The organism is Mucilaginibacter sabulilitoris, assembly GCF_034262375.1.
In the GTDB taxonomy this organism is placed as follows: Bacteria; Bacteroidota; Bacteroidia; order Sphingobacteriales; family Sphingobacteriaceae; genus Mucilaginibacter; species Mucilaginibacter sabulilitoris.
The window spans coordinates 3,365,915-3,387,909 of record NZ_CP139558.1 but is presented as its reverse complement, the minus strand read 5'-3'; the positions used below and the strand labels follow the sequence as shown (position 1 = coordinate 3,387,909).

Genomic DNA, 21,995 nt, shown 5'->3' with positions numbered 1-21,995 from the left:
TTCTAAACTCTAAATTGCCGGGCATTTTTATTCACTACTCACTATTTATTCCGAAAAGCGGCAAGTGCCAGCATGAGCCAGCCTAAAATAAACAACAAACCACCTAAGGGTGTTATTGGCCCTAAGGCAAGCAGCCAGTCCCAGCCTAATATGCTGCGACATGACAACAGGTACAATGAGCCCGAAAAGCATACAATGCCGAAAGTAAAGAAGTAATACGATAATGTGATTAACCTGTTTTTAAACCGTGCAAAGGTTGAAAGGAACAGCAATGCAAATACATGGTAAAAATTATACTGTACCGCAGTGTGCCATACTTCGAGCTGACTATCTGGCAATAAGGCCTTTAAACCATGTGCACCAAAAGCCCCGGTAATAACGGCCAGCATACCAAAAAGCGAAGCCGTAATAATTATTTGTTTGTTCATGCAGATATAAAAAGCTAAGTTAACCAATTGAAAGTATTACTTTAAAGCCGCAGGGTAAAATTCTATCTTTGTAAGGCAAACCGCAATGAAACGACTGATAGTTACCACCTTAATTTTACTTGCCGCCACTGTAGCAATAACGGTTGTTTATTTTAAAAATTTAAGCCCGCCCGGGGTGCGTACCAGCCAGGTTATGCGCACCATTCCTGATAATGCTGTAGCTGTATTTGAATTTAATAACGAAAAGGGCTTTTATGATATTTTTAAAGGCAGCCAGTTGCTGAGCGCTGTTATGGGCAAAGATAAACTGGCCGAGCTTGATACACTACGAAAATTACTGCTTGCTTCACCCCGGCTTGACCAGTTTTTTAACGAGCAAAATATTTTCATATCCGTACATCCCTCAAGCAGTGACAATATCAATTTATTGATAACCACTACTGCTACAAGCGGCTTTAAAATTGACGCTTTTACCGGTTTAAACACTCAGCCGAATAGCGGCTTATTGATAACGCCTGTTCGAAACAACATTGGACTTGAGTATGATGTTTTAATCAAGGCCATTAATAAACACTTTTATATTACACAAAAAGAAGATAATATATTCGCAGGCAGTTTTTCGAAAGATCTGATAGCCCAAAGTATATTATACCGCGATGATAAAAACAGGAATGTATTTATTCCGCTACCTGAGCAACAGAATGCTAATTCATTGGCTAACCTGTATCTCAATTATAGTCAGCTTACCCCATTGTTTGATCAGCTGTTTAAAAACAAAAATACCGACATTTTTAAAAGCTTTAATCTGTTGCCTGCCCTGGCCGCTTTAAGTTTAAACTATAAAAATGATGCTTTAATGTTTAATGGCTTTACCAATTTACAGCATAACCACGTGGCCAGCTATCTTAACCTGTTTGCAGCCCAGCAGCCGGTAGCTAACCACTTAAAAGAAATCTTCCCATCTACTACAGCTTACAGCCTGAATTTCGCTATCTCGGATGCCAGTAAGTTCTCTGCTGACCTTACGCAATGGCATATTAAGGCTGGCATTAGTAATGAAAAGGATCAATTATTCAGCAAAATAAAGGCTGAGACGGGGTTATTTTTAAAACCTGAATTTGAACATTTGCTGGGTAACGAATTTGCCGTGGTAACTACCCGGTACCAGGAAAAATATGCCATTATTGCGGTTAAAGATGGCTCAAAGCTATTACCCCTGATGAGAAACATCAGTACTATGATTAATGATAATGTAGGCCAGTTTAATTATAGCAAAGTTCCGTTTTACTTGTTGGGCGATGCTTTCAGCATTTTCCGCAAGCCCTATTTTAAGATTTTTGATAATTATCTGATACTGGCAACTACAGAATCTGAACTGACAAGTTATACTGATACTTATTATAATCGAAAATTCATAAACAAAATTGACCAGTATAACCAGTTTGACAATCTGCTGGCTGAAAGAAGCAGCGTTGCTTTTTTTATCAATTTCAAAAACGCGCAACCTATATTAAAAAGGGATCTTAAAGATACTTTCTATGATGCCCTTGAAAACTCAAACCCCGGCTGGAAAAATTTTTACGCGGCTTCATATCAACTTACCGCATCTGACAAAAATTTTTATACCAATTTTTGCATGCGCCTTAACAGCACCGACACCACGGACATAAAAAAATAAAAAATTTAATTAACTTATTTCACAACCATAAAGGCTTAAATACGTTAACATCAAAATATTATATGCCGATTATTTGCCGATAATCAATTTTGAAGTTTATCTTTAGGGCAAATACAGAATTGAGGCTTGGTGAAATATTGTATGAATAAGATATATATTGTTTTCTGTTTATTATTCTTTTTCTTTTCTTTATCTGTTTCAGCCCAGCAGTTTTCCCAGTACAATACCGGTACTCTGTATGACTCCTTTGAAAACCCATCGCAAAGGTCATTTATACCCGATTCGAGCAGACAATATGCGTTTAACTTTTTAATACCTAATTTTGATGCTAATACCTATGTAACCGGAAACATACAACCAGGACTTAAAAGCCGTCTATTTTCAAGAACCGCCTTTTATGATACAGAAGGATTAAAAATCGGGAAGGGACAATACAACCATTTTAATGCAAACGTAAATGCCTACTCAATTATGTTTAAGGTATTCACCAGCCTTAATGGCGATGTAGAAATGGGCTTTTCAGCACAAACAAAAGTAGAAAGCCGGGGCCTTTTTTCCGACGAATCACTTGCCTTGCTAAACGGGGTTAATAACTTCCATGCTAATAGTTACAGCGATATATTTAACGATACCTACCGTTTTCAGGCTTATCATCAGCTAAGCTTTTCGTACCGCGAACGCATTAATAATAAATTTGCACTTGGTTTTAAAGTAAGCGGTTTATTGGGCATACAATACCAGCAAATTGACATTGTAGAATCGCACATTAGTTTTAACAGAGAGGTTCCAACGCAACCAACGGCGCTTTTATACCTGAGGGGCCGTTATTACGATAGTTATATTCCTGGTCAAATGACAGCTCACGATTATCTGCCAACATTCCGGAATCCTGGGGCGGCCGTAAGTTTAGGTGCATCATATAAAACAGACGATCGTATAACTATCCAGGCTAACGTAAAAGACCTTGGTTTTATTCATTGGAGTAAACGATCAGCCATTTATGATTTTAATAATAGTGAGCCTATTAACGATTTAACCAGCACACACCGCGAGGATACCTTGTACAACCGGACACATAAATTATTAAAAAATAACGGCACTGTACAATCATTCACTACACCAATAAATGGCCGTGCCGAGCTGAGCGCTACAAAAAGCTACTGGCTTGGTGATGGCAATAATTTAAAATATACGCCTACACTTATAGCATCAAAAGAATTGTTTTATGCCGGGTTCACAGGAGCGCTGGTAAACCATTTTCAGTTTGGCAAATTTACAGCCACACTTACTACCAGCTATGATGATATGAAATTCTTTAACCTCGGCACTCAATTCATGGTCAAATCTCCCAATGTTGAGTTCTTTGTGGGCACCGACAGGTTAATTAATACGGGCAGATTTGCTTTAGCTTCTTTACATAATGATGCCCAGATTCAGCATGAAGGCGATTACTCCGGCGGAGATCTGTATTTGGGATTTAGCTTAAAGTTTGGTCATGTAATAGAACATCCTATGAACGCCAGCAGTATTCCCATGGGCGAAAAGGGCTTTTTTGGCCGCCTGTTTGGTCGCCTGTTTAAAACTGACAGATAGTTTCATTTTCGCTTATAAAGCTTTTTTCCCGGCTATAAAATCTTTGAGATAATAAGGTTCAAAATAAGCCACATCCTCAAATTCCTTATTATTAAACTTTTCTACCGCTCTTTGAGTTAAGTGCACTGCAGAATTAACAAAAGCCGGCAAGAATTGAGCATTATTATTTGATCCCAGCACAGTTTCGCACTTATCGGCGCCATCGCCAAAAAACAGGATTTTGTGATTGTTCAGAAACTCACTGAAACTATGATCATCAATAATATCTGCAGCGGTAGGCCTCACCATTACACCTTCATGATTAAACAAGGCACAGTAAACCTCCATACGCCGGGCATCAATCATCGGGCATAAAAGCGTATTACTATTTATCGCTATTGCTTTATCACTAAGTATTCCATAAGCCATAGCCTCCAGGGTTTCAATGGCAATAAGGGGTTTATCAAGGGCAAAACACAAGCCTTTGGCGGTCGATACACCTATACGCAGCCCTGTATATGAACCTGGCCCGCAACTAACGGCAATTGCATCGAGATCATTATAAGTTAAACCAGCTGTGTTTAACAACTCATCAATAAACAATGTAATCACTTCTGCGTGTATATTCCGCTCATTTACCTGTTTAAAAGCAGCAACAGTACCATCAATGGCCAATGCTACAGAACAGGAAGTAGTCGCGGTTTCTATTTGTAAAATAACACTCATCTTTTTCAATCTTGAGTTATGAATCTTAAGTCTTGAGTTATGAATTCTGATTTAGACGTTTATGTCTATGACTCAGAACTCGAAGCTCACAACTTAAAATTCATGGTACCGGATCATGCCCGTGCCCACCCCAGGGATGGCAACTGGCAATCCGTTTTAAAGTTAACCATCCGCCCTTAAATGCCCCGTGCTTTTTTATAGCCTCAACGCCATATTGTGAACAGGTAGGTGTATACCTGCATGAAGCACCCGTAAGCGGCGAAATAAAATATTGATATATTTTTATCAGCAATATAAAAATGCCCCCAATAATCGTCTTCAATATCCTGATCACGGCATTCATATTATTTGGCCTGAATGCTATTACTGCCAGTCAATTGCTCCGCAAGCTGATTAAGCAGCTTCAGCATTTTTTTTTCAATAACGCTGTAGGGTTCTATTTGCTTGCCTATATAGCCAACTGACAGTACGATAGTTTTATCGGCTGCTATTAATAAATTATATAGGCGCTGTTGTTTGTGCAGCCGGTATGATTCGCGCATGCACCTTTTTATTAAATTACGGTCCACAGCGTGTTTATATCGCCTTTTGGAAACCGAAAATAAAATCTGAGCAGGATAAGACTGTGGCTCGGTATGATACAACCACGAAGCTTTGAAGGGGTAACACAAAAAAGAAGAGCCGTTATGAAAAAGCTTATCTATAAGCCTCTTATTACATAACCGTTCTTCTTTTTTAAAAGTATACATAGTTGCCATATTTGAACCGGAATTAAAGCATATAAACGGTCCATGTCCCTATGAAAGGACCAAGCAACCTGGTTTATGCTTTATGACGACCCTCGTCAGAAACTGATAATCTTTTTCTGCCTTTTGCTCTTCTGGCTGCTAATATTCTTCTACCGTTAGCAGTTGACATGCGTTCACGGAATCCGTGTTTATTTCTTCTTTTTCTTTGAGAAGGCTGAAACGTTCTTTTCATGGCTATTTTATTCTATTCGTCGTTTTAAAAACAAGAGCGCAAATGTAGTAATAATTTAAAACATATCAAATACTATTTTTCTTATTTGGCTACCAATGTTTCTTACTGTAAATTAAGCGTTTTAAAACCACAATATGAAATCATTCATTATCCTGCTCCTAACATGTTTACCGTCAATTGTTTTTGGTCAGGATATATCGGCTGAGCATTACAAAACATATAACACATCCACCCAAAAACCGGCTACAATAGCTGATATTATTAACCAAACCAATAAAGCCGATGTGCTTTTTTTTGGCGAAGAGCATAATGATTCAACCGCGCATTATCTGGAATATATTTTATTTAAAGGCTTAGCCGAAAAATACCCTCATCAAACGGCACTCTCTATGGAGATGTTCCAGACCGACTGCCAATTGGTATTAAACGAGTACCTAAACGGTCTCATCCGCGAAAAAAACATGATCAGCGATGCGCGTGCCTGGCCAAACTATACTGATTATCGTCCATTGGTTGAATTGGCAAAATCAAATCAGTTAGCTGTTATAGCAGCCAACGCCCCTACCCGCTATACCAATATGGTTACCCGTAACGGGCTCAACAGCCTGCAGCTCTTAAGCACACAAGCCAAGAGTTATCTTGCTCCCCTCCCCATTGACACGGCTACCGGAGCTTATTATGATAAATTTGTAAAAGCAATGGGCGGGCACGGGGCAATGGCCGGCATGCAGCTCTATCAATCGCAAAACTTGTGGGACGCTACTATGGGCTGGTCAATAGCTCAATTTTTTAAAACCCATCCTAATTTTAAAATACTGCAATTAAATGGAGGCTTTCATAGCGAAGAAAAGCAGGGGGTAGTTAACCAGCTTAAAAAATACGCGCCAAACGTGCGTATATTAACCATCGCAGCATACAATGATAGTAACCCCAACAACCCTGACTGGGTTAAATACAAGCAACTGGCAGATTATATAATTTTAACAGATCCTGAACTGGCAAAAAATTAAGATTATAAAAAAGGATTAAGGTGCAGAGGTATCCTAATCCTTTTTTATAAAAGTCAATATAATCTATTAAGCTTTTTTAGCTAACAAGTCGCGTATCTCAGTAAGTAAAACTTCTTCTTTGGTTGGTGCGGGTTCTGCAGCCGGAGCAGCTTCTTCTGGTTTTTTAAGGGAGTTTATGGCTTTAACAACCATAAAAATACAAAAAGCAATAATCAGGAATTCTATTACAGTATTAATAAAGTTCCCATAGGTAATAGCAACTTCTGCTACCTTATTTGCAGGATCGGCCGGTTTTATAATAACTTTAAGATTTTTAAAATCAATACCACCGGTTAGGTAACCTATTGGCGGCATAATTACATCATTTACCAATGAGGTAACTATTTTACCAAAAGCAGCACCGATGATAACACCCACAGCGAGGTCAACAACGTTGCCACGCATGGCAAATTCTTTAAATTCTTTGATTATTGCCATAATGATAAATTTAAGTCAATGATTGAAGTAACGTTTAACAGAGGTTTTAGTTTATTTTATGTTTACATAAAGTAACGAATAAATTTAAGCCCCTCAAACAATTTATTTTTTTTATTATTTAATACCATTGTTGGTATACCACAAGATATTTTAAAGTTACCGGTAATTGATGTATTTTTGAACACATCTTAATTATGCTTAAACAGAATCTTCAACAAAAACTTTTACAAAAACTTTCACCGCAGCAAATACAATTTATTAAATTGTTGCAGGTGCCAACCGTTTCGCTTGATACCCGGATAAAAGAGGAACTGGAAGAAAATCCCGCACTTGAAGATTTGAGCCTGACTAACTTAAATGAACCTGAAGAACAATATCCGGACCGAGACCCTGACGAAGACACCTATAGCAGTGATGAAGAAAAGGGCGAGATGGACGAATTTAATATTGACGATTACCTGCAGGAAGATAATGTAAATGACTACGGATCGCGCTATGATCAAAATGGCGACGACGAAGACGAACGGAAGGAAATACCCATTGCTGTACAAAATTCATTTTTTGAAAGCTTACAACTACAACTTGACTTGCTGCCACTTAGCGACAAGGATTTCAGGATTGGCAAACAAATAATTGGCAGCCTTGATGATGACGGTTATTTGCGTCGCCCTATCATGTCGTTAACCGACGATCTTGCATTTTCACAAAATGTAATGGCGGAGGATGAAGAAGTAGAGGATATGCTGAAAGTTATACAGGGCTTTGATCCTGCAGGCGTTGGCGCACGCAGCCTCCAGGAATGTTTGCTTATACAGCTCCGTAAAAAAGACCCCAACGATCCCATTATTGCAAAAGCTATTATTGTTGTCGAGCAATATCTGGATGAATTTACCCGCAAACATTATGATAAGCTCGAAAAATCATTAAATATGGGTTCGGACGAATTGCGGGGGGTAGTTAATGAAATTTTAAAGTTAAACCCCAAACCCGGCGATTCCAACGAACTCAATACCAAACAAATGCAGGTGATACCCGATTTTCATATCACCAATAATGATGGTACGCTTATATTAACACTAAACTCAAAAAACGCTCCGGAACTCAGGGTAAGCCGCTCTTACCAGGAGATGTTTCAGCATTATGACAAGGCTTCTCAAAAGGATAAAAAATTAAAAGAGGCTGTGCAGTTTGTAAAACAAAAACTCGACTCGGCTAAGTGGTTTATCGACGCTATTAAGCAACGGCAGCAAACCTTGTTGAAAACCATGAATGCCATTATGCAATATCAATATGAGTTTTTTTTAACAGGCGATGATAAAAATCTGAAACCCATGATCCTGAAGGATATTGCCGACCGGATAAATATGGATATCTCAACCGTATCGCGGGTAGCCAATTCAAAATATGTACAAACCGAATTTGGGACCTTCCTGTTAAAATCTTTCTTTTCCGAAGCTATACAAACCGAAAGCGGCGAAGAGGTATCAAACAAAGAGGTTAAAAAAATTCTGGAAGAACATATCGGCAAAGAAGATAAACGCCATCCGCTGGCTGATGAAAAATTGACTGACATATTGAAAGACGCCGGCTACAATATTGCCCGCCGCACCGTTGCCAAATATCGGGAGCAAATGAATATCCCGGTGGCACGGCTTAGAAGAGAACTTTAGCCCCCCTGCCCCTAAAGGGGGAGTTTTTGATGTGCAGATATTATTAAACGAAGAAGTCCGGTTTATATAAACTGGGCTTCTTTATTATAAGGCCATTTGCATATTTGCACATCTGAAATCTACACATTAGCTCCCCCTTTAGGGGCAGGGGGGCTAAAACGAGTGTCCGCCGCTGCTTACTTTATAACGATTATTAAGTAATATACCAATAACTATTTCGTGTGTACCGTTACTAACGGTATTTAATGCCGATGTGGTAAAATCATAAGAATACCCCACATTTACAAAGGAACTCAGATTAAAACCCGCCAGAGCGCCAAATGAGTCGTTATGACGATAAGAACCACCCACCCAAAACTTGTCCTGAAAAGACAATTTCATGTTCAGATCATAAGTTGTAGGTACCGGCTTTATATATTTAAGCATTACAGACGGTATAAGCGTAACATCGTCTGATAAAAAAAGCTTAACGCCCCCGGTTAAAAAGTAATGTGGTACAGTTTTATTTTGATACTCATTTGCTTTACTGGTTATGTACATATTTTGCGGTAATATTTGCTGAGCAGAAATACCCACAAAATAATCAGAGGCATAAGCCCACACGCCTATCCCCAAATCGGGTTTCCACTGGTTATTATCCAGGCTGTTAAATATAGGGTCGGATGGGTCGGCCGTTGTAATTTGCGAAAGGTTCAACACATTATGACTAAAACCTGCAGAAACGCCAACGGCCAGATTTAACCTGTCGGTTAAACCAATATGATAGGCATAGGTTGCATCGATATTTGTTTGCGTAATGGGCCCGGTTTTGTCAGATACTATGGTTAAACCTATTCCGTGATGCGGCTCGGAGGCCTGATATTGCTGTGTATACAACCTGCTCGACGGATTGAGCCCCCCGCTGGCCGGGAAAGCAGTAGCATCGCCCTGAATAAAATTATTGCCAATGGGTGCATTTACTGATAAATAAGCTGTAACCGGTGCACCTTCCAAGCCTGTCCACTGGCTGCGATACCCCAACTTTACATCGGTATAATTTTCAATACCTGTTAACGCGGGGTTCAAAAGGTAATTATTAAATATATACTGGGTATACTGAGGCCTTTGTTGCGCTTTAACCAATTGTACACATGCAATAAAAACAATAAGGTATACGGTTTTTCTCATTATTTATGTAATGACGGTTATTGGCCCAATACCATTTACCACCATTTTTAAAAAAAATCAGGGGGCTGAGCACAAAAATACTTTACGTAGATTTAACTTTACGGCACTAATATAAAACTACGCCTTAAATGTACATAAAGCATTAGTTTAAAGTATAGGGAAAATTAAAAAATTACTTAAAAGCTTTAGCCAATGTCTCCAGTTCCATATTGGCTATTTGTAATTTATACGTGAGCTCTTTATTCTCTTTACGTAGGTTATAAATTTCAATGGCATTCTGGATGTGAATTTTCAACTCATCATTTTGCCATGGCTTTACCAGGTATTTATAAACCTGGCCGCGGTTAATTGCATCAATAACCGCGTTAATGTCAGAAAAACCAGTTAATAATATCCTGATAGTATCAGGATACACAGGTAAAATTGACTCTAAGAACTCAATACCGGTAGTTACCGGCATCCGTTGATCGGTTATAATGACGCCAATTTCATTAACATCTAAAATTTTTCTCCCTTCGGTGGCCGAGGAAGCTGTATATATATTAAAGTCCCTCCTGAAAGCCGCTTTAAAGCTATTTAAATTATTAATCTCATCGTCAACATACAACACTCCTACAGGCATGGCAAATCACTTTAGTAAAACAGGCAATAAATATATAACTGGTTTCAAAAGTAAATTTATGCAAAGTTTAAATTACTGCACATTTTTATTATAATTATTGCAACGTATAATCGTAACAATTCCAATATGGGAAAAATATTAGTAACAGCATATTTATTATTCTCAAGCATTATAGCTTTTGCCGATAAGCCAGATACCGTTGTTATTAATAATAACCAATCCACTTTATTAACAAACAGGTATTTTTATGAACTGGAAGACACCAATGCCAACCTGACTATAAACAATGTTTTAAATAAAGAATTTTATGTAATTAAAAACACACTCCCAACCTTCAAATACACAAAATCAACAACATGGCTAAAATTTAACATTAAGAACGATAGTACAGCGCCCTTTATAACTATCAGTATCGCAGCCAGTGTTATAGATGAATTTGATTTATACTATATTGACAACACCACAACTAATATTCGTCACCTTGTTCCGGACAATGCACATAATGACCAGGTTACACAAAATATTATGTTTATAAACTGTCCTGTATTACCAGGAACATCAAATACCATTTATTTACGCATTAAAAGCAGCGCACCTAATGTAATACCCATAAAAGTTTATGGTACTTATGCCTTTTTGAAAAGCCGCAACATTGAGAATATTACTACAGGAGTAATAATAGGTGTGTTTATTGTAATGGCTTTGTATAACTTATTATTGTTTTTTATTGTTGGCGACCGTAGTTACATTTACTATGTATGCTATATCCTATTCTTTGGTTTATCTCAGGTACTTAAGCGTGGCTACGGGGGTAATTTATTTACCACAGACAAAACTATTTTAAATAACTATATTATACCTTTAGTAAGGGTATTATTCGGGTACTCCATATTACTGTTTATAAGTGAATTTTTACAGTTAAAACAAAATTTAAAGCGCTGGTATAAATATTATTTATTGCTGTACGCAATATACTCCATCTTACTGGTAGCCGTTTTATGTGGCATGGTGGTTACCGCATATAATTTAATTACCATAAGCACTTGTATAACATCTGTAAGTCTGCTCATCATTGGCGCCCATCTTTATTTTGGTAATGGCTTTAAACCTGCAAAGTTTTTCATGCTGGGCTGGGGAATTTTTTTAATAAGCATTCTGATTTCTGTAGCGAGCAATAGAGGCTTTATACCGTATAATAATTTAACAACCGAAATTGTGGTTTACAGTTCGGTTTTAGAACTGATACTGTTTTCTGCAGCACTTGCAGAAAAGATCAACTTTTACAGGTTTCAAAAAAACGAATCACAAAATTTCGCCCTTGCCGTGGCTAAAGAAAACGAACGTTTAATAACACAACAGAATATTTTATTAGAGAACAAAGTAAGAGAACGCACAAATGAACTAATCGCTACTAACAAGAACTTGTCTGTATCTATTGATAACCTAATGTCTACTCAAAAACAATTGATAGATAACGAAAAAATGGCGTCATTAGGCCAGCTTACTGCCGGGGTAGCTCATGAAATTAACAATCCCATTAACTTTGTAAGTTCAAATATTGCTCCCTTACGGCTTGATTTTGATGAATTGTTTGTCCTGTTGAATAAATATGACGACGCTTTGAACAATCCTGAGCAATCATCCTTGTTAAGTATCCTTAACAATTATAAACAGAAGATAGATATCAATTTTATAAAAGAAGAAATAACCATTTTACTTAATGGAATTGAAGAAGGGGCTAATCGCACTGCCGAAATTGTAAACAGCCTGCGTGCCTTTAGCAGTACTGATGAGCAGATATTAAAAACTACAGATATTAATAAGTCGATATTGAACAACCTGCTCATTTTAAGGAGTACCATTCCCTATTATATTGAAATTAAACCGGTTTTTGATAAACTGGAGCCTCTACATTGTTATCCCGGGAAAATTAATCAGTTAATTATTAACCTCATCAATAATAGCATATACGCTATAAAGGCCAGGGAGCACCACAGTGATGAAAGTGTTATGATCATTACAAAAGATTATGCAGACCATATTTCCATCGAAATTACCGATACGGGCATAGGCATGAGCGATGAAACAAAACAAAGGATATTTGAACCCTTTTTTACTACAAAAAGTATCGGCGAAGGTACCGGGTTGGGTCTTTCCATCGTGTTTGGTATTATTGAAAAGCACCGCGGTAATATCGAGGTTATTTCCTCACCTGGTAATGGCGCAACTTTCATAGTAACGCTACCAAAAAATTTAGCCTGATATTTTTACAGAATTGTACTTACTAAAAAAACTTTTCAGGATTAGGCACCAGGTTCAGGAACGATTCAAAATTTTCCTCATAATGCGATTGATCGAGCCGGTAATAAAATGCGCCCTTTTTTGACGATTGCTTATCTTTTTCGGGCAGTTTTACCAGCAAACCTGTTGACAACAGCTTACGGCTGAAGTTCCTGTCATCAAATTTAGTTTGATACACGCCTTCATAAAGTGCCTGCAACTGCGGAATGGTAAATTTTTCGGGTAATAACTGGAATAAGAGCGGATGCAACGCTGCCTTGTAGCGCAACTGGCGCAAACCAAGCCTTACCATTTCGGCATGGTCAAATATCAGTTCGGGCATTTCCGTCAGTAAAAACCATTCCGGGTGATATTCTTCACTCAGTTGCTTTTCATATTGGTGGATATCAATAAGCGCAAAATAAGCAATTGAAAGCGTTCTTTCAACCGGGTCACGGTCAGGATGTCCAAACACATGAAATTGCTCCATGTACACATTTTTAAGCCCTGTACGCAATTCCAATATACGGTTAGCAGCATCATCAGGTGATTCGGAAGGCTGAATGAACCCGCCCATCAAACTCCACTTATGAATTTCCGGTTCAAGGCCACGCTGCACCAATAACAATTTTATATTAAAGCCATCAAAGCCAAAAATGATACAATCGGTCGCTACCAAAATGCGTTTCTCGCCGCTATACTTCTGCATAATCTGGTTAAGTTTATTTACAAGTGTAAAAATAATTATGCAATTATTTAGTGTTAATCGGACAACTATTTTTTTGAAGATAGTTTTATTTCCGGCCTTCTCAGGTTACGCCCAAAAATCAGCAAACTGCGGCTATCATATATCCCGTATAATTGGTTATTAAATCTAAACCGCTAACTAACCCGTTTTCCCTGCAGCAACATATCCATCGCATCATCCAGCGAACCTGCACGTGTTACCTCACCCGAATTTACAAAAAATATCTCATCGGCATTTTCAATTGTATTTAAACGGTGAGCTATAATAACCCTGGTAGTGGTATCAGGCAATTTATTCAGAATATCGCTTAGCAATTTTTCGGTTATAGTATCAATATTAGCGGTGGCTTCATCAAGTATCAATAACTGCGGATTGCGCAGCACTGCCCGCATAAAGGCAATCAGCTGTTTTTGACCAAGACTTATGCTATCTCCACCCGAAAGCACTGTGGTTTCTAATCCGTTTTCAAAACTGGCCAGCAGGCTGCCTAAGTTGGCATCTGTAATTACTTTTTCCAGTTGTTCGTTAGTATGGTCTGTATATAAATCATTACCATATAAAATATTCTCTTTAACAGTTCCGGTAAATAAAAATGGCTCCTGTAATATAAAGCCTATTTTTTGGCTACGCTCTTCCGGGCCATAGGTCCTTATATCCTTACCACCGAGCATTACCAAACCTTTTGACGGATCATATAATCTTGCTATTAGCGATGCAGTGGTGGTTTTGCCTCCGCCAGTAGGGCCAACCAAAGCATAAGTTTTACCTTGCTCCAGTTTAAAGCTAATATTGTGCAATATCTCTTTGTCCTCGTCATAACAAAAATGCACATTTCTAAACTCAAGCATCGCTGCATCTGTTTCCATTATTCCATTGTGCAGCACTGGCAAATCTGTTTCGAGCGATAATATTTGCGAAATTCTGTCCCAACCTGCCATAGCCAGCTGAAAGTTAGTCCACAAGGCAGCTAATTGCCTTAAAGGATTATAAAAGTTGGTAGCATATGACAAATAACTTACCAGCAAACCAATAGAAAACTGCTTAATACTAATAAGATAAATACCGAATGCCAATACAATGAGTTGGGCAATACTCGCAAACAGGCCGTAAATTGGGATAAAGGTATTGTTGGCCAATCCGGCGCCTATCGCTGTTTTGTAATTATCGCTGTTAGCTTTTTCAAAGCGCTTTCTAAAATAGTCACGACGGTTAAAGGCAATGATCACTTTAAAATTGTGCAAGCTTTCCTGTATCTCCGAACTCATGCCACCCACGCTTTTTAAATTCAATGCATTTTTACGTTTTATCCAGGGCGATAAGGTCAGTGTAAGCAATAGTATAACTATTGCAGGTGATAACGTAGCGGCACCTAATTCAAAATTGATAAGCAGCAAAAACACCCCTGCGCCAATCATGATAGATATATTGCCGATAAACTGCATCAATGATTGCGAAAAAAACTGGTTCAGTTTATCAGTATCGTTATTAACCCTTGATATCAGGTCGCCGGCTTTGTTCTGATTAAAAAAACCTACAGGCAATTGCTGTAATTTATTAAATATTGAGTTACGTAGGGTAAACAGCATACGCTGGCTCACTCCGCCCATTAACGTTGTTTGCTTAAAACTTGTAAAAAGCGCTACAAGATACATGCAGAGCAGTAATATGGCATTGCGTATAACGCCGCTGTAATCTTTATGCTGTACATACTTATCAATGGTATGCCCAATAATAAGCGGCCCCAACAGGTTAAGTGCCGAATTGGTTAGTATAGCTACAAGAGCGAATAAAAGTATTCTTTTTTCGTGCGCTATTAACTGCAGCAGCTTTTTGAGCCCGGCAACGGTTGAGGTTTTCTGCTGTTCTTTATTAAGCTTATTAAGATCGTAATTCATTTGATGAACATTTTTTTAATGAGCAATACCATGTTCGTAATTGCTGGTACTCTGTTGTGAGTTAAATATCTGTACATAATCCGGGCTGGTGTGCATCAGGTCATCGTGTACACCACTGGCTACAATTTCGCCCTGCATCAGCAGTATGATCTGGTCATAATGCTCCACAGATGCTATTTTTTGCGTAACCGATATCAGTGTTAATCCCGGGTAGTTTTTTTGAATATTGGTTAGGATCTTTTTTTCGGTAGTATTATCAACCCTTGCGGTAAAATCATCAAGCAATAAAACTTTAGGATTTACAGCCAAAGCCCGGGCCAGCATTATACGCTGCTTTTGTCCGCCCGAAAGGCTCGATCCGCGTTCAGATACAATTGTATTTAGTCCATCAGGCAAACTTCCTATAAAATCTCTCAGCTCGGCAGTATCAATGGCCTTCTGTAATGACTCATCGGTTACCGTATCGCTAAAGGCAATGTTTTCCCGGATGCTCATGTTGAAAATAATGCTGTCCTGAAATACAAAACCCACCTGGCTATGGAACGATTCGCTATTATAAGCAGCAATATCCCGCCCGTCATAATGTACCGCCCCGGAAGCCGGATTAATTAAATTGGTTAATAAATAAAGCAGCTGCGTTTTACCCGCCGCCGTTGGCCCTATAACCGCTATTTTTGAACCGGCAGACACCGCCAGCGATATATTTTTCAGCGCAGGCTTTTGCCCGTAAACAACCGACACATCCTTAAGTTCGATGTCGCCACGCAGCGTTTCCTTTAATGTGCCGCTTTCGGCAATATCCGGAGCATTTAAAACGGTGCTGATCCTGATGAATGATGCAGAGGCCTGGGCTATCAGGTTGCTCATAAAACCCAATATAAATATCGGGAATATGAGTAATGACAGGTAACTGTTAAAAGCGGCAAAGCTACCTAATGTCATGCTGCCATTAATTACAAAATGTCCGCCCATCATTAAAATGGTTAAGGCCGCCAAATTAGCGGTAAAAGTTACAATGGGTATAAGTCCCGCAAAAAAGCCCAATATCCTCAACCCGTATTCCTTAGCCTCGGTATTGGCCTGTAAAAATTTATGATACTCCAGTTGTTGCGAATTGATGACACGTATTAATGCAGCGCCGAGTATACTTTCGTTAATTACCTTGTTTAACTGGTCAATAACACCACGACTTTTTATGAATAACGCGCGTACTTTTTTTAACACATAAAAAAATGTGCCGCCTATAATCGGAATTATAGCAATTACAGCCAATGCAAGTTTCCAGTTAATGGTAAACAGTAATATACTTGCGCCGATAATGATAAACAGCGACGATACTATAGACACGAGCGCTTGTGATACAAAAAGCTTAATAGAATCAATATCGGCAGTTAGGTTTGTAAGTAGTTTAGCCGGATTAGCCTGCTCGATAAAGGCATAGCTTTGGCGCGATATCTTGTCAGATAGTTTTTTCCTCAAATCGCGCGCTACTCGTTCAGACGCGTAGGTTTGAATAATGGTTTGCAAATAGCTGAAAACAAAAATGAACAATACAGCAAGTGTGAACTTTTTTATAATATCAATAAACACAAAGTGTTGTTTGGCGTAATCATCAATACCACTTGCTATGATTTTGGGCAGCCATAAATTCATGCCGTTACTTAATAAAGCAAACAATAAAAGTAGTGTTACCAACCCCATATAGGGCTTTAGCAAACTAAATATACCTGGAGGTTTTTTATTTATTTTTTGAGATTCCTGTGCTTGCATTTTTTTAGATAAATATATTGTAACTGATGCTTCTTAATTACAGACCGTTTATAGTATTAGAAATTTACTTGGCCTAATAAAAATACATCATTATATATGTAATGACGATTAAGAACATAAAACATTTTACACCAAAATGATATTATATGTTGCAACTTTAATTATTACCAAACAGAAACATTAATACAAATATATTCCTATTCTGTATCAATTAAAACTTTTCAGAAATATTTTTCTAATTTTATACCTAAATAGAAATAAACATGAAGCCTGTTGTGCAATTAGTAGAAGAATGGTCTGGCTTTGAAGAAGTTAGCGACGACCATAGTGTGGAGGCTTTTTGCCGGTACTACCTTCAAAAGCAAAGACCAAAGCCTAAGAACCCTGGCAAAGCCGGAGAACGAATAATGAACGGGGCACATTTATTGAAAACCATGGGGCGTATCCTGAGCGCATACTCCCTGTATTTCAGATCGGCAGTTAACCATATTGGCGCCCCTCCTGCCGAATGTTTTTATTATTTAAACGGCCTGCTGCATTTGGGCGAAGTAAGAAAAAGCGATTTGATTAACCACATGTTTGCCGAAACAACAACCGGTATGGAAGTTATTAACAGGCTTATACGTGAGGAAAAAGTAAGTGAGCGAACATCACCGGATGACAAACGCGCCAAACTTATTACAATAACCGAACAGGGGCTTCAGGCTTTGGATGAATACTATAAGATATCGGGCAAGGTTGTTGAAATGACGTTTAAGGATATTAATGATGATGTTATTGTAGATTGTTACGAAATGCTGAAGTACTGTGAGCAACGTAATTCTGTTACAGCCATCGAGTTTAAAAATAAACCATTTGATAAAATGTATCAGCACATCATGGATAATAAACCGGGAGATATTTTAAACGAAGAGTAAGTTGTACGAAGTAATATTCATACTTTAACCTAAAAAAACCAAATGGCCTCAAATTTTAACCCGGAAGCTAATTACATTTTAGAAGATGAGCAGGTATTGCTCAGGCCTTTGCAAGCTGATGATTTTGAAAACTTATTACCCTTTGCCCTTCATGAGCCCGATACCTGGGGATTTTCTTTAACAAGTGCCAAAGGTTATGATGGGATGCGCAATTATATTAATGCCGCATTAGAAGCAAAGGCATCTGGCAGGGAATATCCTTTTATTGTGTACGATAAAAAGACAGAACAATATGCCGGCTGTACCCGCTTTTACGATATTCAGCCACAGTATGAATCTTTACAACTGGGCTACACCTGGTATGGTGAGAAGTTCAGGGGTACAGGGTTAAATAAACACTGCAAGTTTTTACTACTGCAACTCGCATTCGAAACGCTCGACATGAAGAGGGTTGAGTTTAGGGCCGATGCCCGTAATGACCGCAGTATAGCGGCTATGAAAAGTATTGGCTGCCAGGTTGAAGGTATTTTAAGGAGCCACACACCAGCTGGAGATGGGACACGGCGAAATTCAATCGTCCTAAGCATTTTGCAACCCGAATGGCAGCAAGGGGTTAAGGAACGGCTGAAGGCTAAGCTGTAAGCAGTATCTGTAATTTACAATCACATGCTAATGTCATTAAATTAAAATCGTCCTTTGTTTTCTGCTATAAATGGCATAATACTTGAATATTTACGCAAGTACATCCGGTAACAAATTATGCGCTAACGCATCTATACCATAAACATTTATCTTTTGGAAACAATTCTGAATATTGCCGCCCTTAGTAAAACCTACCATAGTGCCGGGCGTACATTAACAGTGCTCAATGATATTAATTTCACTATTTCTACAGGTTCAACCAATGCCATTGTCGGGCCATCTGGTAGTGGCAAAACTACCCTATTGGGGTTATGCGCCGGGCTTGACCGGTCAAGCTCGGGCACGGTAGAACTAAACAGTATTAACCTGAGCAATTTAACCGAAGACCAGCGTGCGCAGGTACGAAATCAGTACGTTGGCTTCATATTCCAGAATTTTCAGCTCCTGCCCACCCTTACGGCACTGGAAAATGTAATGGTTCCGTTAGAATTACGCAACGAAAAAAACATCAAATTAAAGGCTCTTGATTTGCTTGATAAGGTTGGTCTGGCCGATAGAGGGCACCACTACCCTTCCCAGCTATCGGGGGGCGAGCAGCAACGGGTATCACTTGCCCGGGCATTTTCAAACGCGCCTAAAATATTATTCGCCGACGAGCCTACGGGCAATCTTGACGCCGAAACAAGCGAAAAGGTGGTAAAACTCATTTTTGATCTCAATAAAGAAGCGGGCACTACATTAGTAATGGTAACGCATGATCTGGAGCTCGCAGCCAAAACACAACGCATTATCAGGATAAAAGGCGGCCAGCTGATAGCCGACGAAAAAACAATTAATGGATAAGTTGCTATGGAAAACGGCTCTGTTAATTATAAACGAAAAATAAATTACCGTTGGCTGTTTAACATGGCCTGGCGCGATAGTCGTAAAAACCGATCTCGATTATTCCTTTTTATATCTGCTATTGTATTCGGTATAGCCGCGTTAGTTGCTATTTATTCATTTAAATACAATGTTCAGAACGATATAAACGGGCAGGCTGCTACCCTTATTGGTGCCGATTTAGCTATATCGGGCAACAAACCGGCAGATGCTCCGCTAAAGCGGATGCTTGATTCTTTGGGTGATAAAAGATCACAGGAACGCAGTTTTGCTTCTATGGCTTACTTTCCAAAAAGCAAGGGAACACGATTAGTGCAGGTACGCGCGCTTCAGGGCGATTTTCCTTACTACGGCACTATTGAAACCACTCCAATACAAGCCGGAACCACCTTTAAAAAAGGACAGATGGCTTTGGTTGATAAAACCCTGATGCTGCAATTTAACGCCCGTGTTGGAGATTCTATAAAAATTGGCAACAGCTTATTTTTAATTACCGGAATTTTAAACCGCGCCCCTGGCCAAAGCGGTGTGGTGGCAGGTATAGCCCCTGTGGTTTATATACCCATGCAATACCTGCAACAAACCGGGCTGTTAAAAATTGGCAGCCGGGTTAATTATAGTTTTTACTACAAATTCACCAGGCCTGTAAATATGGACAGGCTTACCAAAAAAATCGATCCTGTGCTTGATAAAGCGGGCATGAGGTATGATACTATTGAAAGCCGCAAGGAAAACACCGGTCGCAATTTTGGCGATCTGAGCAAGTTTTTATCATTGGTTGGTTTTGTAGCCCTGCTGCTGGGTTGTGTTGGCGTGGCCAGTGCAGTTCACATATACGTCCGCGAAAAAATTGCATCTATAGCTATTATGCGTTGCCTCGGGGTTAAAGCATCCGAAGCATTTTTAATATACCTCATCCAGATAGTGGGTATAGGACTCATCGGCTCTGTTACAGGCGCTATTTTGGGTACTGCGATACAACATTTACTGCCGCTGATATTTAAAGATTTTCTGCCGTTTACCATATCTGTACAAATATCGTGGATGGCTATTGGGCAGGGAATTTTATTAGGTGTAATCATATCCATACTATTTGCATTGTTACCGCTGATATCGGTGCGCAATATATCGCCGCTAAACACTTTGCGATTATCTTTTGATGATGCAGGCATTTCCCGCGATCCCCTGCGCTGGCTGGTATATGCCTTAATTGTGCTGTTTGTTACCGGATTTACCTTTTTACAACTGGATAGCTGGCTGGGAAGCTTATTTTTCACCCTCGGTATATTGATTGCCTTTATGATACTGGCAGGTGTGGCATGGCTTTTAATGCGCATAATGAAGCTGCTCATCAACGGATCATGGAGTTATTTATGGCGACAGGGCTTTGCCAATTTGTACCGGCCCAACAATCAAACCTTAATACTAATAGTATCTATCGGGCTGAGTACCATGTTTATATGTATATTATTTTTCATACAGAATATATTGATAGGCCAGGTACAGCTATCATCAAGCGGCAATCAATCTAACATGATATTGTTTGATATACAAAACAGTCAGAAAGATGCCGTGGCCGATTTAACCCGTAAACAGGGGTTACCTGTATTGCAACAAGTACCTATTGTAACCTTACGCATTGAGCAGATTAACGGCAAAACCGCTACCGATTTACAAAAGGATACTACCATAAAAATTCCGCATGGGGTATTTGCGTATGAATACCGGGTAACTTTCCGCGATTCACTTTCAAGCTCAGAAAAACTCACCAACGGCACATGGATAGGCAAAGCCACTCCGGATAAAGATGTACCTGTATCGGTTGAAGAAAACCTGGCCAAAAGGGCTAATCTTAAAATTGGCGATAAAATGGTTTTTAATGTACAGGGAGTGCAAGTGCCGGGTTATGTAAGCAGCATTCGTAAAGTAAACTGGGGTAAGGTGCAAACCAATTTCCAGATAGTTTTCCCCACCGGTGTATTGGAGGATGCTCCTCAGTTCCAGGTATTGCTTACGCATGTTCCGTCAAATAAAGCATCAGCGGCTTTCCAGCGGGCAATTGTGCGAAACTTCCCGAATGTATCCATCATTGATCTGGCCCTTATTTTAAGTGTGGTTGACGAGTTGCTCAGTAAAATAAGTTATGTGATACGTTTTATGAGCGCGTTTAGCATTATAACAGGCGTTGTAGTACTTGTTGCATCGGTACGCATCAGTAAATACCAGCGTATACAGGAGAGCGTTTTACTACGCACCCTGGGTGCAAGCCGTAAACAGATATTCACTATTACCGCATTGGAATATCTCTTTTTAGGCAGTTTATCGGCGCTTACCGGAATATTGATCGCCTTCGGAGGCAGCTGGTTACTGGCTAAATACAGTTTTGAAATACCTTATACGGTAAGCTATTTACCCGCTGTAATATTATTTTTCGTTATATCCATACTAACCGTTATCATTGGCTTGTTAAATAGCAGAGACGTTTTAGACAAACCACCTCTGGAAATATTAAGGACCAACGCTTAATTAC

At 39.1% G+C, this 21,995-nt stretch carries 19 protein-coding genes and 1 pseudogene; 9 read left to right on the top strand and 11 right to left on the bottom strand.

Annotation, left to right across the window (positions count from 1 at the left end; genetic code table 11):
• Positions 1–41 precede the first annotated feature (41 nt).
• Positions 42–428: a DUF423 domain-containing protein gene (locus tag SNE25_RS14805; protein WP_321565879.1), complete on the bottom strand. Its 387-nt coding sequence runs from the start codon at positions 426–428 to the stop codon at positions 42–44.
• Between the two features lie 85 nt (positions 429–513).
• On the opposite strand from SNE25_RS14805, the gene SNE25_RS14800 reads away from it, so the two are divergent.
• Positions 514–2,106, top strand: coding sequence for a hypothetical protein (locus SNE25_RS14800; protein WP_321565878.1), 1,593 nt, complete (start codon positions 514–516; stop codon positions 2,104–2,106).
• 141 nt (positions 2,107–2,247) lie between these two features.
• Complete coding sequence (locus SNE25_RS14795) at positions 2,248–3,699, top strand: DUF5723 family protein (protein ID WP_321565877.1); 1,452 nt, start codon at positions 2,248–2,250, stop codon at positions 3,697–3,699.
• A 12-nt stretch (positions 3,700–3,711) separates the two neighbouring features.
• On the opposite strand, the gene tsaB is transcribed toward SNE25_RS14795, so the two are convergent.
• The 4 genes from tsaB to rpmH all read right to left on the bottom strand — a co-directional run bounded on the left by tsaB (position 3,712) and on the right by rpmH (position 5,385).
• Positions 3,712–4,404 carry a tRNA (adenosine(37)-N6)-threonylcarbamoyltransferase complex dimerization subunit type 1 TsaB gene (tsaB, locus tag SNE25_RS14790; protein WP_321565876.1) on the bottom strand — a complete coding sequence of 231 codons (693 nt, stop codon included), beginning with the start codon at positions 4,402–4,404 and terminating at the stop codon, positions 3,712–3,714.
• 100 nt (positions 4,405–4,504) lie between these two features.
• Positions 4,505–4,747: a membrane protein insertion efficiency factor YidD gene (gene yidD / locus SNE25_RS14785; protein WP_321565875.1), complete on the bottom strand. Its 243-nt coding sequence runs from the start codon at positions 4,745–4,747 to the stop codon at positions 4,505–4,507.
• Between the two features lies 1 nt (position 4,748).
• Entirely contained in the window at positions 4,749–5,153 is a 405-nt protein-coding gene (rnpA, locus tag SNE25_RS14780; RefSeq protein WP_321566225.1) for a ribonuclease P protein component, read from the bottom strand.
• Positions 5,154–5,226: 73 nt separating this feature from the next.
• On the bottom strand, positions 5,227–5,385 hold the full coding sequence (gene rpmH, locus SNE25_RS14775; protein ID WP_076375290.1) for a 50S ribosomal protein L34: 159 nt from the start codon (positions 5,383–5,385) through the stop codon (positions 5,227–5,229).
• Between the two features lie 134 nt (positions 5,386–5,519).
• Here rpmH and SNE25_RS14770 point away from each other — a divergent pair, with 134 nt between their 5' ends.
• On the top strand, positions 5,520–6,395 hold the full coding sequence (locus tag SNE25_RS14770) for a ChaN family lipoprotein (RefSeq protein WP_321565874.1): 876 nt from the start codon (positions 5,520–5,522) through the stop codon (positions 6,393–6,395).
• Positions 6,396–6,461: 66 nt separating this feature from the next.
• On the opposite strand, the gene mscL is transcribed toward SNE25_RS14770, so the two are convergent.
• Positions 6,462–6,872, bottom strand: coding sequence for a large-conductance mechanosensitive channel protein MscL (mscL, locus tag SNE25_RS14765; RefSeq protein ID WP_321565873.1), 411 nt, complete (start codon positions 6,870–6,872; stop codon positions 6,462–6,464).
• A gap of 194 nt (positions 6,873–7,066) precedes the next feature.
• Between mscL and rpoN the strand changes: the two genes are divergently transcribed.
• Complete coding sequence (gene rpoN, locus SNE25_RS14760) at positions 7,067–8,542, top strand: RNA polymerase factor sigma-54 (protein ID WP_321565872.1); 1,476 nt, start codon at positions 7,067–7,069, stop codon at positions 8,540–8,542.
• 153 nt (positions 8,543–8,695) lie between these two features.
• Here rpoN and SNE25_RS14755 read toward each other — a convergent pair whose 3' ends face one another.
• Complete coding sequence (locus SNE25_RS14755; RefSeq protein WP_321565871.1) at positions 8,696–9,709, bottom strand: PorP/SprF family type IX secretion system membrane protein; 1,014 nt, start codon at positions 9,707–9,709, stop codon at positions 8,696–8,698.
• Between the two features lie 172 nt (positions 9,710–9,881).
• Entirely contained in the window at positions 9,882–10,331 is a 450-nt protein-coding gene (locus SNE25_RS14750; RefSeq protein ID WP_321565870.1) for a response regulator, read from the bottom strand.
• 126 nt (positions 10,332–10,457) lie between these two features.
• Here SNE25_RS14750 and SNE25_RS14745 point away from each other — a divergent pair, with 126 nt between their 5' ends.
• A complete protein-coding gene (locus SNE25_RS14745) occupies positions 10,458–12,593 on the top strand; it encodes a sensor histidine kinase (protein WP_321565869.1) in 2,136 nt (711 codons plus the stop codon).
• Between the two features lie 22 nt (positions 12,594–12,615).
• Here SNE25_RS14745 and SNE25_RS14740 read toward each other — a convergent pair whose 3' ends face one another.
• The 3 genes from SNE25_RS14740 to SNE25_RS14730 all read right to left on the bottom strand — a co-directional run bounded on the left by SNE25_RS14740 (position 12,616) and on the right by SNE25_RS14730 (position 17,024).
• Complete coding sequence (locus tag SNE25_RS14740) at positions 12,616–13,320, bottom strand: NUDIX hydrolase (RefSeq protein WP_321565868.1); 705 nt, start codon at positions 13,318–13,320, stop codon at positions 12,616–12,618.
• Between the two features lie 173 nt (positions 13,321–13,493).
• Positions 13,494–15,254: an ABC transporter ATP-binding protein gene (locus tag SNE25_RS14735; RefSeq protein ID WP_321565867.1), complete on the bottom strand. Its 1,761-nt coding sequence runs from the start codon at positions 15,252–15,254 to the stop codon at positions 13,494–13,496.
• A 15-nt stretch (positions 15,255–15,269) separates the two neighbouring features.
• On the bottom strand, positions 15,270–17,024 hold the full coding sequence (locus SNE25_RS14730; protein WP_321565866.1) for an ABC transporter ATP-binding protein: 1,755 nt from the start codon (positions 17,022–17,024) through the stop codon (positions 15,270–15,272).
• Between the two features lie 263 nt (positions 17,025–17,287).
• On the opposite strand from SNE25_RS14730, the gene SNE25_RS14725 reads away from it, so the two are divergent.
• From SNE25_RS14725 to SNE25_RS14710, 4 genes and pseudogenes are all read left to right on the top strand, one after another.
• Positions 17,288–17,941, top strand: a complete 654-nt coding sequence (locus SNE25_RS14725) for a MarR family winged helix-turn-helix transcriptional regulator (RefSeq protein ID WP_321565865.1) — start codon at positions 17,288–17,290, stop codon at positions 17,939–17,941.
• Between the two features lie 42 nt (positions 17,942–17,983).
• Positions 17,984–18,583 carry a GNAT family N-acetyltransferase gene (locus SNE25_RS14720; protein WP_321565864.1) on the top strand — a complete coding sequence of 200 codons (600 nt, stop codon included), beginning with the start codon at positions 17,984–17,986 and terminating at the stop codon, positions 18,581–18,583.
• 201 nt (positions 18,584–18,784) lie between these two features.
• A pseudogene (locus SNE25_RS14715) lies at positions 18,785–19,426 on the top strand (ABC transporter ATP-binding protein); the annotation flags it as partial.
• 6 nt (positions 19,427–19,432) lie between these two features.
• Positions 19,433–21,991: an ABC transporter permease gene (locus SNE25_RS14710; protein WP_321565862.1), complete on the top strand. Its 2,559-nt coding sequence runs from the start codon at positions 19,433–19,435 to the stop codon at positions 21,989–21,991.
• Positions 21,992–21,995 lie beyond the last annotated feature (4 nt).

Excerpts from the sequence above, each read along its gene's own strand:
- SNE25_RS14805 (WP_321565879.1), bottom strand. The coding sequence starts at position 428 with ATGAACAAACAAATAATTATTACGGCTTCGCTTTTTGGTATGCTGGCC.
- SNE25_RS14800 (WP_321565878.1), top strand. The coding sequence starts at position 514 with ATGAAACGACTGATAGTTACCACCTTAATTTTACTTGCCGCCACTGTA.
- SNE25_RS14795 (WP_321565877.1), top strand. The coding sequence starts at position 2,248 with ATGAATAAGATATATATTGTTTTCTGTTTATTATTCTTTTTCTTTTCT.
- tsaB (WP_321565876.1), bottom strand. The coding sequence starts at position 4,404 with ATGAGTGTTATTTTACAAATAGAAACCGCGACTACTTCCTGTTCTGTA.
- yidD (WP_321565875.1), bottom strand. The coding sequence starts at position 4,747 with ATGAATGCCGTGATCAGGATATTGAAGACGATTATTGGGGGCATTTTT.
- rnpA (WP_321566225.1), bottom strand. The coding sequence starts at position 5,153 with ATGTATACTTTTAAAAAAGAAGAACGGTTATGTAATAAGAGGCTTATA.
- rpmH (WP_076375290.1), bottom strand. The coding sequence starts at position 5,385 with ATGAAAAGAACGTTTCAGCCTTCTCAAAGAAAAAGAAGAAATAAACAC.
- SNE25_RS14770 (WP_321565874.1), top strand. The coding sequence starts at position 5,520 with ATGAAATCATTCATTATCCTGCTCCTAACATGTTTACCGTCAATTGTT.
- mscL (WP_321565873.1), bottom strand. The coding sequence starts at position 6,872 with ATGGCAATAATCAAAGAATTTAAAGAATTTGCCATGCGTGGCAACGTT.
- rpoN (WP_321565872.1), top strand. The coding sequence starts at position 7,067 with ATGCTTAAACAGAATCTTCAACAAAAACTTTTACAAAAACTTTCACCG.
- SNE25_RS14755 (WP_321565871.1), bottom strand. The coding sequence starts at position 9,709 with ATGAGAAAAACCGTATACCTTATTGTTTTTATTGCATGTGTACAATTG.
- SNE25_RS14750 (WP_321565870.1), bottom strand. The coding sequence starts at position 10,331 with ATGCCTGTAGGAGTGTTGTATGTTGACGATGAGATTAATAATTTAAAT.
- SNE25_RS14745 (WP_321565869.1), top strand. The coding sequence starts at position 10,458 with ATGGGAAAAATATTAGTAACAGCATATTTATTATTCTCAAGCATTATA.
- SNE25_RS14740 (WP_321565868.1), bottom strand. The coding sequence starts at position 13,320 with ATGCAGAAGTATAGCGGCGAGAAACGCATTTTGGTAGCGACCGATTGT.
- SNE25_RS14735 (WP_321565867.1), bottom strand. The coding sequence starts at position 15,254 with ATGAATTACGATCTTAATAAGCTTAATAAAGAACAGCAGAAAACCTCA.
- SNE25_RS14730 (WP_321565866.1), bottom strand. The coding sequence starts at position 17,024 with ATGCAAGCACAGGAATCTCAAAAAATAAATAAAAAACCTCCAGGTATA.
- SNE25_RS14725 (WP_321565865.1), top strand. The coding sequence starts at position 17,288 with ATGAAGCCTGTTGTGCAATTAGTAGAAGAATGGTCTGGCTTTGAAGAA.
- SNE25_RS14720 (WP_321565864.1), top strand. The coding sequence starts at position 17,984 with ATGGCCTCAAATTTTAACCCGGAAGCTAATTACATTTTAGAAGATGAG.
- SNE25_RS14710 (WP_321565862.1), top strand. The coding sequence starts at position 19,433 with ATGGAAAACGGCTCTGTTAATTATAAACGAAAAATAAATTACCGTTGG.